The 14420-nt window shown below is 39.3% G+C and carries 12 protein-coding genes; 11 read left to right on the top strand and 1 reads right to left on the bottom strand.

Going from position 1 to position 14420, the window contains the following annotated elements; all coding sequences use genetic code 11:
• The first annotated feature begins 7 nt into the window (after positions 1-7).
• The 5 genes from tkt to J7E63_RS21745 all read left to right on the top strand — a co-directional run bounded on the left by tkt (position 8) and on the right by J7E63_RS21745 (position 5493).
• Positions 8-2026 (top strand): transketolase, encoded by a 2019-nt coding sequence (tkt, locus tag J7E63_RS21765; RefSeq protein ID WP_215016427.1) that lies wholly within the window; start codon positions 8-10, stop codon positions 2024-2026.
• Positions 2027-2103: 77 nt separating this feature from the next.
• Complete coding sequence (locus tag J7E63_RS21760) at positions 2104-2760, top strand: SGNH/GDSL hydrolase family protein (RefSeq protein WP_214998219.1); 657 nt, start codon at positions 2104-2106, stop codon at positions 2758-2760.
• A gap of 29 nt (positions 2761-2789) precedes the next feature.
• On the top strand, positions 2790-3830 hold the full coding sequence (locus J7E63_RS21755; RefSeq protein WP_215016425.1) for an aldose epimerase family protein: 1041 nt from the start codon (positions 2790-2792) through the stop codon (positions 3828-3830).
• Positions 3831-3849: 19 nt separating this feature from the next.
• Entirely contained in the window at positions 3850-4833 is a 984-nt protein-coding gene (locus J7E63_RS21750) for an aldo/keto reductase (protein WP_215016423.1), read from the top strand.
• A 36-nt stretch (positions 4834-4869) separates the two neighbouring features.
• Positions 4870-5493, top strand: coding sequence for a polysaccharide deacetylase family protein (locus tag J7E63_RS21745; RefSeq protein ID WP_251033672.1), 624 nt, complete (start codon positions 4870-4872; stop codon positions 5491-5493).
• Between the two features lie 17 nt (positions 5494-5510).
• Here the strand turns inward: J7E63_RS21745 and J7E63_RS21740 are convergent, their stop codons facing one another.
• Complete coding sequence (locus J7E63_RS21740; protein WP_251033671.1) at positions 5511-6143, bottom strand: YesL family protein; 633 nt, start codon at positions 6141-6143, stop codon at positions 5511-5513.
• 196 nt (positions 6144-6339) lie between these two features.
• Here J7E63_RS21740 and J7E63_RS21735 point away from each other — a divergent pair, with 196 nt between their 5' ends.
• The 6 genes from J7E63_RS21735 (at position 6340) to J7E63_RS21710 (ending at position 14381) form a co-directional block, all read left to right on the top strand.
• Entirely contained in the window at positions 6340-8094 is a 1755-nt protein-coding gene (locus tag J7E63_RS21735; protein WP_215016421.1) for a sensor histidine kinase, read from the top strand.
• Positions 8091-8861 (top strand): response regulator transcription factor, encoded by a 771-nt coding sequence (locus J7E63_RS21730; RefSeq protein WP_215016419.1) that lies wholly within the window; start codon positions 8091-8093, stop codon positions 8859-8861. The genes J7E63_RS21735 and J7E63_RS21730 overlap by 4 nt, the downstream gene beginning before the upstream one ends.
• Before the next feature lie 151 nt (positions 8862-9012).
• On the top strand, positions 9013-10305 hold the full coding sequence (locus tag J7E63_RS21725; RefSeq protein ID WP_215016487.1) for an extracellular solute-binding protein: 1293 nt from the start codon (positions 9013-9015) through the stop codon (positions 10303-10305).
• A 79-nt stretch (positions 10306-10384) separates the two neighbouring features.
• Positions 10385-11260 carry a carbohydrate ABC transporter permease gene (locus tag J7E63_RS21720; protein WP_215016417.1) on the top strand — a complete coding sequence of 292 codons (876 nt, stop codon included), beginning with the start codon at positions 10385-10387 and terminating at the stop codon, positions 11258-11260.
• Positions 11261-11280: 20 nt separating this feature from the next.
• Complete coding sequence (locus J7E63_RS21715) at positions 11281-12177, top strand: carbohydrate ABC transporter permease (RefSeq protein WP_215016415.1); 897 nt, start codon at positions 11281-11283, stop codon at positions 12175-12177.
• A gap of 212 nt (positions 12178-12389) precedes the next feature.
• The gene (locus J7E63_RS21710) at positions 12390-14381 is read left to right on the top strand and encodes a YjhG/YagF family D-xylonate dehydratase (protein WP_215016413.1); all 1992 of its coding nucleotides are present in this window, start codon (positions 12390-12392) and stop codon (positions 14379-14381) included.
• The last annotated feature ends 39 nt before the right edge of the window (positions 14382-14420 follow it).

Raw genomic sequence — 14420 nt, 5'->3', positions numbered from 1 at the left:
TATACCAATGAATCCAACAATTGATAAAGTAGCAGTTGAACAGAAAGCAGTTAACACGATTCGGACATTGGCTATTGATGCTATTGAAAAAGCCAAATCAGGTCATCCAGGTATGCCGATGGGGATGGCTCCAGCAGGTCATGTCTTATTTTCAAAAGTAATGAATCACAACCCGGCAAATCCAAGCTGGTTTAACCGTGACCGTTTTGTTTTGTCAGCGGGGCATGGTTCTATGTTGTTATATAGTTTATTGCATTTATCAGGATACGATGTAACTCTTGAAGATATAAAACAGTTTAGACAATGGGGAAGTAAAACACCGGGGCACCCAGAATTTGGCCATACCCCTGGAATAGATGCTACCACTGGGCCTCTTGGTCAGGGCGTAGCAATGGCTGTTGGAATGGGGATGGCAGAAGCTCATTTAGCTGCCGTATATAACCGCGAACAGTTCCCGCTGGTCGATCATTGTACATATGCCATCTGTGGTGATGGAGATTTAATGGAGGGCGTATCGGGAGAGGCAGCCTCTCTTGCAGGTCACTTGCAGCTAGGAAAGTTAATTTTAATCTATGACTCTAACAATATTACATTAGATGGTGAGGCAAATTTATCTTTCTCTGAAAATGTTGGAAAAAGATTTGAAGCATACGGCTGGCAGGTACTCCGTGTGGAAGAGGAGAATAATCTCCAAGCCATAGAAGCTGCCTTAATCGAAGCAAAGCAGGAGTTAACTAAGCCTACTCTAATCGAGGTGAAAACAACGCTTGGATACGGAAGTCCAAATAAGGGAGGAAAAGGCGGACATCAAGGAACACATGGTTCCCCGCTCGGATCTGAGGAAGTAAAGCTGACAAAAGAGTTCTACGGCTGGCCGCAGGAAGATTTCTATATTCCTAATGAAGTAAAGGCATACTACCAGGAAGTAAAGGACAAGGGTGTCCAAGCTAATCAGTCATGGGATGAATTATTTAGCCAGTATAAGCAAGCGTACCCGGAACTAGCTATACGTTTAGAAAGAGAATTGACTGGTGAGCTTCCAGCAGATTGGGACAGCGAAGTACCGGTTTATGAAAAAGGTACCTCTCTTTCAACACGTGTTGCTTCTGGGCAGGTATTAAATGCTTTAGCAAGAAAGGTCCCTAACTTAATCGGGGGTTCTGCTGACTTAGAATCTTCCACCATGACACACTTAACGGATTTAGGAAGATTTTCTCCAAGTCATTATGAGGGACGTAATGTTTATTTCGGCGTTCGTGAATTCGCGATGGGAGCGATTGTGAATGGTATGGCTCTGCATGCAGGCGTGAAGCCGTTTGGGTCAACTTTCTTTGTGTTTTCCGACTACCTCCGTCCAGCTGTTCGCTTATCAGCATTAATGAATTTACCTGTCACTTTTGTTTTTACCCATGACAGTATTTTTGTTGGTGAAGACGGTCCGACCCATGAGCCGATTGAACAATTAGCTGCACTTCGCGGTATTCCGAATGTGACGGTCTTGCGCCCTGCGGATGCAAATGAAACAGTGGCAGCTTGGAAGTATGCAATTGAAAACCAAAATGGACCTGTTGCATTAGTCCTTACTAGACAAAATATTACTGTGAATATCGATGAAGAAACTGCAAGCAAGAATGTTAATAAGGGTGCTTATATTGTTTCCGAAACAGACATGGAAGTTCCAACCGTTCAGTTACTTGCATCTGGTTCAGAGGTTGGTTTAGCCCTTAATGTTAAAGAAGCATTAAACAAAGAAGGAATTAGTGTACGGGTAGTAAGTATGCCTTCTTGGGAATTATTCAATAAGCAATCAAGAGATTATCAGAATACGATTCTTCATGGGGACATTAAGCTAAATGTAGCGATTGAATTAGGGTCGCCACAGGGATGGGCTCAATTTACAGGAAGAGATGGCCTTATTGTAGGGATTTCTACATTCGGTGCTTCCGCTCCTGGAGATCGAATTGCCAAGGAATATGGGTTTACAGTAGAAGGAGTTGTGAATCAAATCAAGGAAAGATTAAATTAATTTATCCCTTTGAGGAAGTCTGAGAGCTGACCAAGATCAGCTCTCTTAATAAACAAAAAAAGGGTGTGTAGAAGGAAATGATACTAGAACAAGGTCAAAAACTATTGTTTATTGGTGATTCCATAACAGATTGTGAAAGAACCAAACCAGAAGGAGAAGGATTGTTTGCCGCCCTTGGTAAAGGATATGTTTCCTATGTTGATGGGCTTTTGCAAGCAGTATATCCTGAGTTGGGAATCCGAGTGGTAAATAAAGGCATCAATGGGCACACCGTTCGTGATTTGAAAAATAGGTGGCAGGAGGATGTTATTGGTCAAAAGCCTGACTGGTTATCCATTATGATTGGGATCAACGATGTATGGCGTCAATATGATACTCCGTTCATTAAAGATTGGCATGTATACCTTGATGAATATGAGGATACGCTTAGGAAGCTCGTTACGGAAACAAAGCCATTTGTGAAGGAGATTGTCCTGATGACTCCCTTTTATTTGGAGAGCAATGAGCAGGATCCAATGCGCCAGTCAATGGATCAGTACGGTCAGGTGGTTAAGAAAATCGCTGAGGAAATAAATTGTTTATTTATTGATACCCAAGCAGCCTTTAATGTTGTCTTAAAAGACCTTTATTCTGCAACATTAGCTTGGGATCGTGTTCACCCTTCAACTGCGGGACACATGGTACTTGCTCGAGCCTTTCTAAAGGAAATAGGCTTTACTTGGAACCATTGTTAACTTAATTCGAAACGGAAGGAAGGATCAAAGTGAAAGTCATTCATGATACTTTTGGTCAAATTGATAATTTGACGGTCTCCTCATTTACATTGGTCAATGATCATGGCGTGGAAGTTACCGCAATTAATTATGGCTGTATTATAACGAAAATAGTGGTTCAAGATAAATACGGAAACTACGAAAATATTGTCCTTGGACATGATTCGCTAAACGATTATGTCCATGATCCATATTTCCTCGGTGCCGTGGTAGGACGGGTGGGAGGACGAATTAAAGGCGGTTCTTTTGAACTTGATGGAAATACGTACACTCTTGCCAAAAACGACGGTAACAACCATCTGCATGGCGGATTAAGAGGATTCGATAAGGTCGTTTGGGATGCAGAAATACTAGAAGCTGGTGTTCGTTTTTCGTATCTCAGTCCCGATGGTGACGAAGGATACCCAGGGAATTTACATATACAAGTAACTTATACCCTGGATAACGATAACCAATTGAAAATTCAATATGGGGCCCAATCAGATAAGAAAACGTTGGTAACGGTCACGAACCACTCTTATTTTAACTTGAGCGGCAACCTAAAAAGGGATATATTGAATCACAAACTAATTATTAAGACTGATCAATTTTTAGAGCTTGATGATGAGTTTATTCCAACAGGTAATTTTCTTGATGTGAAAAATACGACCTTTGATTTTACTAGTGAAAGGGTTATAGAGACTGGAACCGCATCGGATCATCCGCAAAACGTATTAGTTGGGAATGGTTACGATCATCCATTTTTATTAAATACAAACCATGATAAGGAAATTGTTTTAAGGGATCCTGAAAGCGGACGTATCCTAACAGTTGAAACGGATGAGGCTGGGGTAGTGGTCTATTCAGGGAATTCATTAAAATCAGAAGGTGAATTCAGAGGTACTCCATCTGAAAAATACCTCGGTATTTGCTTGGAGACGCAGGCTTTGCCTGATGCCAATCATCATCCCCATTTTCCATCAACAATTTTAGATATCGATCAGCAGTATTCCTCCGTAACCATATATAAGTTTGGAATTGAAAAGAATTAAAGAATAGGGAGTGATTATCATGAATTATCGCGAACTCGGTAATACCGGTTTAATGATCAGTGAGGTCAGTTTTGGAACATGGGCAATTGGCGGCTCCTGGGGCAAGACAAGTGACACAGAAGCATTGAAATCCTTGGAATATGCGATGGAGCAAGGTGTTAACTTTTTTGATACAGCGGATGTATATGGAGACGGCCATAGCGAAGAGTTATTAGCTAAGGCCACAAAAGGCAAGGAAGACCAGATTTATATCGCAACAAAGTTCTGCCGTCAAGGTGACATCTTTGATCCAAAGAATTACAGCTATGAAAAAGTCAGTTCTTATTGTGAAGACAGCCTTCGCCGGTTAAACAGGGAAGAGATTGATTTGTATCAAATTCATTGCCCGGCAACAGAGATTTTGCAAGATGGCAGTGTTTTTGAAGTATTAGATCGTCTCCAGAAAGACGGAAAAATCCGTCACTACGGTGTCAGTGTCGAAACCGTCGAAGAAGGCCTTCTTTGTTTGGAACATCCAAATGTTAAGAGCCTGCAGATCATATTTAATATGTTCCGCCAAAAGCCACTAGAAAAACTACTACCTGAGGCTTATCAAAAAGGTGTAGGACTTCTGGTCAGATTACCGCTTGCCAGCGGACTGCTTACAGGTAAATTCACCGCCAATCATATTTTTGAATCCGATGACCACCGCCGTTTTAATGAAAATGGGGAGGCTTTCAATGTAGGGGAAACATTTGCAGGTTTTGGATTCCGAAAGGGTGTAGAGTTAGCTGACCAGTTAAAGTGGATTGCAGAAGGCCGGGAATCTATGGCTAGTGCAGCACTGCGCTGGATTTTAGACCAAAAAGAAATTACTTGTATTATTCCTGGTTTTAAAAATGTAAAACAGGTGGAGGATAATCTTTCAGCCTTGGAAACAAAACCATTCTCAGAAGAAGAAATGCAAGAGATTCAACGCTTTTATCAAGGAACAGTAAAGGAATATATAAGAGGTCCTTATTAAGTCTTTAAAATGAATATTCAAATGGAGTGAATCCTATTGGGTGGAAAAAATTTTATTAATGAGGTACCTACTTCTCAAAAAATAGTTGCGATTACATTTGATGATGGGCCTAATCCTATCTACACATCACAAGTTCTAGATATTTTTGGGGAGGTGGAAGGAAAAGCAACATTCTTTATGATTGGTGAGCAAATGGATAAGCATCCTGAGATGGTAAAAAAAGTTGTCGTACAAGGACATGAAATAGGAAATCACACATACACTCACCCTAAGTTATCCGAGTTAAGCCCGGCAGAGTGTTTAGAGGAAATCGAACGCACGGAGAAATTAATACAGGATTTGGCTGGACAAAAGCCCGTTGTCTTTCGTCCTCCTTACCTTGATTATAATCATGACACTGTTTTAGTCATGCAGCAAAAGGGATATCCAATGATCGGAGCTCTTAACATGGAGGCTCAGGACTGGGACATGCCCGGAGTGGAACATATCCTTGCAAAATCAAGAGACTGTGTGAAAAATGGCTGTATTTTAATTTTCCATGATGGCTACGGGGACCGCTCACAAACAATCGAAGCGGTTCGCACGCTTGTTTCTGAATTAACTTCACAAGGCTATCAACTTGTAACGGTAAGCGAGATATTAAAGTTATCATTAGAGTAAAAAAAGAGGAAGCACAACTAAAGAGATTGTGCTTCCTTTTGCTTCTTTTCTATTTTTTGAAAAGCTAGATAGCAGGATGCCATAATGATACCTGCTGACATGCTCCCACTAAAGAAAATGAACAGTCCGGGTAACACCCTCATAACAAAGATGGCCGCTGCAACTCCAATCAGCATCACAATATTGGCAATTGGATTAATCAGCATGATGTAGAAAGCATTTTTAAACAGTTGAACAAACTTAACGTTATAGTGAACGTAAACTGGAAATATATACAAAACGGTCACGATGATAGCAAAGATAAATAAGAATAATGGAATATGTGAGAGTTGAAGTAAATTACTAGTATCGATTTTCATATAGTACAAATCGATAAAAATAAGACCCGCTAATAAAACTAAAATAATACCTAATCCATTACTTCTAAGAAATTCTTTTTTAAAGGCATTCCAAAAGGTTCGAAACACTGGTATGTCACTTTCGCCCATAATCCATTTACGAATAACAGTAAACATAGACACAGTAGCAGGGCAAAATCCAAAGACTACTAGTCCAAGGACAGAAAAGCCAATCCATAATAAATTTACATAAGCAAACCTTGCTATCCACTCGGTAAGGGTAAAAAGACCACTCATTGATAGTTTATTCATAAAACTTCCCCTTCCTTGTTGCGCTTTCATTTTCGCTTTATACAATTATAGACCATTGATTCATCATTGAACATGGTAAACTATAAATCTGATTAATATTTAATATTTTCCATATTTTAAATAGATGTTAACGATTTCACAAAAATACGTTATAGTAAATAAAAACTATCTTATGATATTAAAGGACGAATAATAAATGTTCTCAAGACTACAAAAATGGAACACATTACGAAATCAAATTTTGGTCGTATTTTTAGTCGTTATGCTCATAGTTTTATTGATTGTCAGTATTTTAACGTTTAATAAAGTTTCCACTTTACTGAAAAATAACGCAGATAAACAAATTAACCAGACAGCTGTTGAGGCAAATGGCCGGTTAGAATCTTTATATAAACAAATTAGCACGGCCGCTAAACTTGTCATGACGAATGATAACATTCAAAGAATTTTGACAAGAGGATATGAAGGAAAACAAATTGCATTTACTGAGCGGCAACAATTAGAGGGAATCGTTAATACGATTCAAGCTAATACAGATGGGATTTTTTCTTTTGAGCTTTATACGAATAACGGGAACCGTTTACTGCCATTAGATGATACAAATTTAATCACTAGAATTGATGGGAAGTGGATCCACCAAGCTGAAAAAGCCAATGGACGGCTGGTGTGGATAGGGGATGATCCGAATAACTCAGATAATATACTAGCTCTAAGACGGGTTAATTTAATGGGTCGTGACTACGCCAATGGCGGTTATCTTCTCATTAGTATCTACAGAAGCTATTTACAGTTTGCTAACCAGGATGAAACAAAAAATCCGAATCAGTATTCTATTTTACTAGACAAAGATTTGAAGCCTATTCTATCAAACTATAATAAATCCCTCGATCCCATAATAAAAAACGATGCTCCTACGCTTTCATTGGACAATCAGGATTATATGGTTACAAAACAAACTTCCAATGAAACTGGCTGGACACTTATCATTTTAACCCCCATTAAAGCTCTAACAGAAGGAATTACTGTATTGCGGACGGGTATTATTATCTCTGGTATTATTGGATTTATAATCTTTTTTATTAGTTCGCTATTTCTATCAACTTTTATTACAAGACCGATTATCAAATTGACGGAAACGATGCAGCAGGCAAGCGCGGGCTCGTTAACCATGAACCCTAGTGTGACAACGGTAAATGAAATAAATGAATTAAATAGTACCTATAATCAACTGGTTAAAGAAACCAATCATCTGATTAAAATGGTATATCAAAAGGAAATTACCCGAAGTCGAAGTGAATTAAAAGCATTACAAGCTCAAATAAATCCACATTTTCTTTTTAATACATTGGACGCTCTTAAGTGGGCGTTAGAGGATAAAGATGAGGAGGATTTGGCAGAGTTTGTCGTTGCAATGTCAAACTTATTCCGTTATACCATAACCAAGCAAAACGATGGGGATTGGGTTCCAATAAAGGATGAAATTAAACATATTGAAGATTATATGGAAATTATGAAAATGCGATTCGGTGATCATTTAAAATGGATTCTAACCATGCCCCCATCGTTCTCACAAGTCAAAATCCCAAAGCTGTTGATTCAACCGTTAGTGGAGAATGCTGTCCTGCATGGGGCGGGGAATATGTTGAAGCCATGTACGATATCCGTTTCTATTCAACCTACGATAGATAAGGAGTATCTGCAAATTCTTGTAGAAGATAATGGTCCGGGGATCAAGCAAGAAAAATTAGATTCTATTAAACATGCCATGCAATCAGGAGGGGTAATCTCTATCTCAAAAGGCAATGGGATGGCAATTTCCAATGTGCATAAACGCCTTGAATTATATTATCAAGACCGTTTAAAAAGTGGACTTACTATTAATAGTGAAGTAAACATTGGGACAACGGTGTCTTTTGTAATACCTGTGAATGGGGAGGAAGAACAATCTTGAATACAAAGACTATTTTGATTGTGGACGATGAACCAAGAACCCGCCAAGGGCTGAAAAAAACTTTAGATACATGGGCAAATGGGAACTATCAAATATTTACCGCTTCCAATGGAGAAGAAGCAATGGAAGTTATGCTGCAGCAAAAGGTTCATATCCTGATAACAGACATTCGGATGCCTGAAATTACGGGTTTGCAATTATTAAAAATAGCAAAAGAACAAAACATCTATCCAGTCATCATTGTTATCTCGGCATACTCTGAGTTTGAATATGCACAGGAAGCTCTTCGTTTAGGAGTCATTAACTATTTACTAAAACCGATTAGCAAAAAGGCTTTAATTGAGGCCGTAGAGGATGCCGTACAAGCTGTTGAAAAACAAGAGCGGGCAGGAATTATTAAAAAAGTGGTCGATGAGAAACTTGTCCATGCAAATTCCCAAAACCTCTCGAATCGTGAACCGATAAGGGAAGCAATCGATTATATCAATAATCATTTAAAGAATGAGTTGACCCAGAAAGAAGTGGCAGATCATGTTCATTTAAATCCTAGTTATCTTAGTGTCCTATTCAAAGAACATGTCAAACTAACCTTCAGTGAATATGTAACGAGACGGAGAATTCAACGTGCGAAGGACTTGTTGATTTCAACTACTCTTCCAATTAATGATATCGCAGAAGAGTCAGGGTATAAAACGGCTAAATATTTTATTAAGATATTCAAAGAATTAGAGGGTATGACACCAAGTTCATACCGAAAAAATCAATAATGTAAGGGCTTTCTAAAAATAGTAGTATTTTTCCTAATCGTTGTGACCTATTTTTCAGAACTATCTGAATGTACACTATAAATGTAAGGAAAATCTAGAAAAGGTCATAGGGGGAATTACATTGTTTAAAAAGAAAACGGTTGCAATTTTAATGTCTGTATTCATGCTAGTCTCTCTTGTACTTGCAGGTTGTTCTTCCTCAAGTTCTTCTGAGGAAAGCAGTGCAGGTGGTAAAAAAGTGATAAAGTTCATGCATCTGTGGCCGGAAGGCAGTTCTAATGCCCAATTTTCAATCGTAAAAAACATCATTAGTGAATATGAAAAAGAGCATTCAGATATCAAAATTGAAACAGAAATCCTCAACCCTGATCAATACAGAGAAAAGCTTAAAGTTTTAGCTTCCTCTAATGAATTACCTGATATTGGCATGACTTGGTCAGATGGATTCATTAAGCCTTACGTAGAAGGTAACATGTTAGCACCATTAGACGACGTAGTTGAAGGGGATGCAGATCTTAAAGATGCTTTTATCCCTGGTGTTAAAGAATCGTATGCGGTTGATGGAAAAACTTATGGATTGCCATTAGAATTAAACATTTCATATGTTTTCTACAACAAGGAAATTTTCAAGAAATATAACCTTGAGGTTCCAAAAACATTTACAGAGTATAAAAAGGTTGTCAAAACATTAGCAGATAATGGGGTTGTCCCAGCAACTGTGGGAGCTAAAGATGGCTGGCCAGCATCATTCTGGTTTATGTATCTAGCAGATCGTATTGGCGGACCTACTATTTTAACAGATGTAATCCATGGAAAAGCAAAAATGGATGACCCAGCAATTGTTAAAGCAGCAGAAGAAGTACAAAACCTTGTAGATATGGGTGGATTTGTAAAAGGTTCTAGCGCCTTATCAAATGATGATGCAAAAGGTTTCTTTATGAATGAAAAAGCAGCTATGTTCTTAACAGCTACTTGGGAATTACCAAACTATACAACAAGCCCTGATGTTAAACAAGAATTTAAAGATAAGATCGGCTACTTCAAGTTCCCAACTTATGAAGGCGGAAAAGGTACTGATATCAACAGCTATGTTGGTGGTCCTGGTGTAGGTTTATTCGTTGCAAAAGATTCTAAAGTTCAAAAAGAAGCAAAGGATTTCGTTGGATTTTTGGTTAAAAAGTGGGGAGAAAAGTCTGTGACTGATGCGGGCGTTATTCCAGCAACTAAAGTAGACACAGCGAACTTAGACCTTGCTCCTATGTACATTGATATTTTAAAAGACTTGAGTGAAGCATCGAATGTTACTACTTACTTTGATACTCAATCTAGCCCAGCTGTATCAGAATTACACCATGATTTAGTTACAGCTCTATTTGGAAAACAAGTTACGCCGAAAGATTTTGTTAAGCAGCATGCAGATGAACTTGCTAAAGAACAAAAGTAATCAAGCGTAATTCATTCTCTTAAATCGTAGAGGGCATACAGGTTATGCCCTCTATATAATTAGGAAGGGAGTATAGAAAATGAAAAGTGTAATGTCAAACAAATTCGTAATCACCCTTTACGTACTTCCTGCGTTAATTCTTATTCTTCTATTGATTTATATCCCAATTGTTTTAACCGGTTATTATGGTTTAATGGATTGGAACGGCATCGGCAAGATGAAGTTTATTGGACTAGATAACTACATTGAATTAGTTAAGGATAAAATGTTCTGGCAAAGTACATGGCACTCGTTGTTACTAGGTATTTTTTCTACGGTAAGCTTGTTTGGTTATTTAATTTTATCGCTGATTTTAGCAAGTAAAATTAAAGGAGCCAACATTTTACGAAAAATATACTTAATCCCGATGTTATTATCATCAGTTGCCATTGGACAACTTTGGGCTAAGATTTTTGATCCTACTAACGGAATGATAAATAGATTACTAGTAATGCTAGGTGTTGATAATCCACCTGTTTGGTTAGCTGATTCTAAGATTGTATTATTTGCCCTCTTTATTCCAATTGTTTGGCAATACGCAGGTTTTTATATCATTATTTTCTATGCTGCATTAAAAAATGTTCCAGAAGAACTGATCGAAGCTGCGAAAATTGATGGAGCGACTCCCATTCAAATCGCTTATAAAATCAAGCTTCCACTAATTTCCGGCGTTATAAAAGTCATGGTAATTTTAGCGGTGGTTGGTTCCTTAAAGTATTTTGATTTGATTTTTGTCTTAACTGGCGGTGGACCTAACCATGCCAGTGAGGTTATGGCGTCCTATATGTATACGGAAGCATTTAGTAAATATAACTTCGGATACGGAAGTGCGATAGGATTCGGTTTATTGGTGATCTGTCTTGTGATGACTTGGTTAATACAAAAATTACTTTCTTCTAAAGAAGTTGATTTTTAAAAAAAGGGGAGTGAAAAAAGATGAGTAAGGTTGCCTATGAAACACAAACGCAAACGACCCTATTAGCTTCGTATAAACCTAGTAAAACACTCGGAAATAGAATTGGATACGGAATCCTATACTTAATCCTCGGAGTGATTGCGATTATTCAAATTTACCCGTTGGTGTGGTTATTCTTTTTTTCCTTGAAAACCAACCAAGAGGTTTTTGGTATGTCCCCGTTCTCGTTACCGCAAGATCCCCAATGGGGAAACTATGCGAAGGCTTGGACAGCAGGTCACATTGATGTTTATTTTTTCAACAGTGTGTTGTATACAGTAGTCGCTGTTTTTCTTACGGTAATCCTTGCCAGCTTTGTAACGTTTGCAATCACAAGAATGCATTGGAAACTGAGTGGGGTAGTTCTTGGATTGTTTATGGCAGGGTACATGATACCACTCCATTCAACATTAATTCCTTTATTCAATATCTTTAAATCAGCAAATTTAATTGATAATCCAGTCTCCATTATTGTTTCATATGTAGCATTTAATTTGCCGATAACGATTATGATTCTCTCAGGATTTTATAAGATACTCCCACGGGAGATTGAGGAAGCTGCTGTAATGGATGGCTGTTCGATTCATAGAATATTCTTCCAAATTACACTGCCGATGACACTACCTGTACTCTCAACAACTATCATTATTAACATGATTTATAACTGGAATGAATTCGTATTTGTTAATACGTTCCTAAGTTCCGATAAATGGAAGACAATCACGGTTGGTGTAAATAACTTCGTTGGACAGTATCTAACGGATTGGGGCGCTATTGGTGCCACATTGATGATTAGTATCATCCCAGTATTGATCGCTTACTTCATTCTTAGTGATCGAATTGTCGAAGGAATTGCAGCAGGATCTGTAAAAGGATAATGGCGTCTGTAATAGAGGTCACAAAGATAAAATCTTTAATTGAGAAGCATATTTTTAGTTGAAAACGAATGGTTACTATATAAAACCCTAGGAAAGCCCACAGGCTTTCTCTAGGAATTATAGGAGGTTGAACGTAGTTTTATATTATAAAACTATTTACCTGCTTAAAAGCCGCAACTGTGTTTTAATAAAACCTAACTTAGGAGATTACGATGTCATTACAATTAATTTTTGGAAAAGAAAACCAATCCATCTATAGCATAAAGACTCATGGTGCTGGGCCGCAAGGTTCACTTCCACTGACTCCCGAAATGTTACGAGAACTGCCAAGCGGCGATATTTTTGGTATGACCCAGAATGCCGGAATGGGCTGGGAACCTTCTAGGCTCCTTGGTAAACAGGTACTGATTATTGGAACTTTGGCAGGCATTCGTGATCACGATGGCACTCCGATTGCATTAGGATACCATACCGGAAATTATGAACTAGGATTACAAATGAGAGCAGCTGCCGAAGAAATTACTAAACTAGGCGGTGTTCCATTTGCCAGTTTTGTAAGCGATCCTTGTGATGGCCGCTCTCAAGGGACAACGGGGATGTTTGACTCCCTTCCGTATCGGAATGATGCAGCTGTTGTGATGAGGCGCCTAATCCGGTCTATTCCAACAAGGCGGGCCGTTGTAGGGGTTGCCACTTGTGATAAGGGTCTACCGGCGGTGATGATTGCCCTGGCATCCATGCACAATCTTCCAACCGTGCTAGTTCCAGGCGGTGCAACACTTCCGCCTACAGAAGGGGAAGATGCGGGCAAGGTTCAAACAATTGGTGCTAGATTTGCCAATAATGAGCTTACATTGGAGGAAGCGGCAAGACTTGGCTGTGTAGCATGTGGCTCTAGCGGGGGTGGATGTCAATTCTTAGGAACTGCAGGAACCTCACAAGTGGTGGTGGAAGCACTAGGATTAGCATTACCTCATTCTGCTTTATCACCATCCGGCCAGCCAGTTTGGGAAGAGGTTGCTAAACAGTCGGCTCGCGCTGCGTTGGAAATGGAGAAAAAGGGCATTACAACGAAGGATATCATTACGGATAAAGCGATTGAAAACGCAATGGTCCTTCATGCTGCCTTTGGTGGTTCAACGAACTTGTTGCTGCATCTTCCAGCTGTTGCACATGCTGGAGGCTGCAGAATTCCTACTGTAGATGATTGGGAAAGAATTAATAAGTTAGTGCCTCGATTAGTAAATGTATTACCAAACGGACCAGATAACCATCCAACCGTTCGTGCGTTCTTAGCCGGAGGAGTACCAGAAGTGATGCTTCATCTAAGAAAATTGGGCCTGTTGCATGAAGATGTCCTTACGGTGACGGGGGAAACGCTAGGAGCAAACCTTGATTGGTGGGAAACCTCAGAACGACGTGCGAAATTTAGAAAACTATTGGTGGAACATGATGGAATTCAACCGGATGAAGTCATCATGAGCCCAACTCAATCAAAACAACGAGGGTTAACCTCAACGGTTACGTTCCCGAAAGGAAACCTTGCACCAGAGGGTTCTGTTATTAAGTCAACTAGCATTGATCCATCTGTGGTTGGGGAAGACGGTATTTATCGTCATACTGGCGCAGCAAAAGTTTTTACATCTGAAAAGGCAGCGATCAGGGCGATTAAAACAGGCGGAATTGAAGCTGGAGATATCATGGTTGTCATGGGTGGAGGACCATTGGGGACAGGAATGGAAGAAACCTATCAATTAACTTCTGCCTTAAAGCACTTATCTTATGGGAAACATGTGTCCTTGATTACAGATGCTCGTTTTTCAGGCGTATCGACTGGTGCTTGTATCGGTCATGTCGGACCAGAAGCATTGGCAGGGGGGCCGATTGGTAAATTACGTGATGGTGATGTAATTGAAATTATCGTGGACAGAGATCATTTGGTTGGTTCCGTTAACTTTATCGGAACAAAGGATAATCGGTTGCTGATAGAAGAAGCAGCTCGAGTATTAGAAGAACGTGAGTCTCATCCAGACCTTAAGCCAGATCCAGGTCTACCGGATGATACACGATTATGGGCTGCACTTCAAGCCGCTAGTGGCGGAACCTGGCGTGGAAGTGTCTATGATACTGACCGAATCATAGAAGTACTAAACGCAGGGATGAAAGCGCTAGCTGAACGAGAAGAAAGAAGAATTAACTACTAACTAGTTTTTTTCTATTAAAACTGACAGCAGGCTCAGGTA

The organism is Bacillus sp. ISL-75, assembly GCF_018613095.1.
The sequence above is the reverse complement of the archived record's forward strand: the minus strand, read 5'-3'. Positions and strand labels throughout refer to the sequence as shown.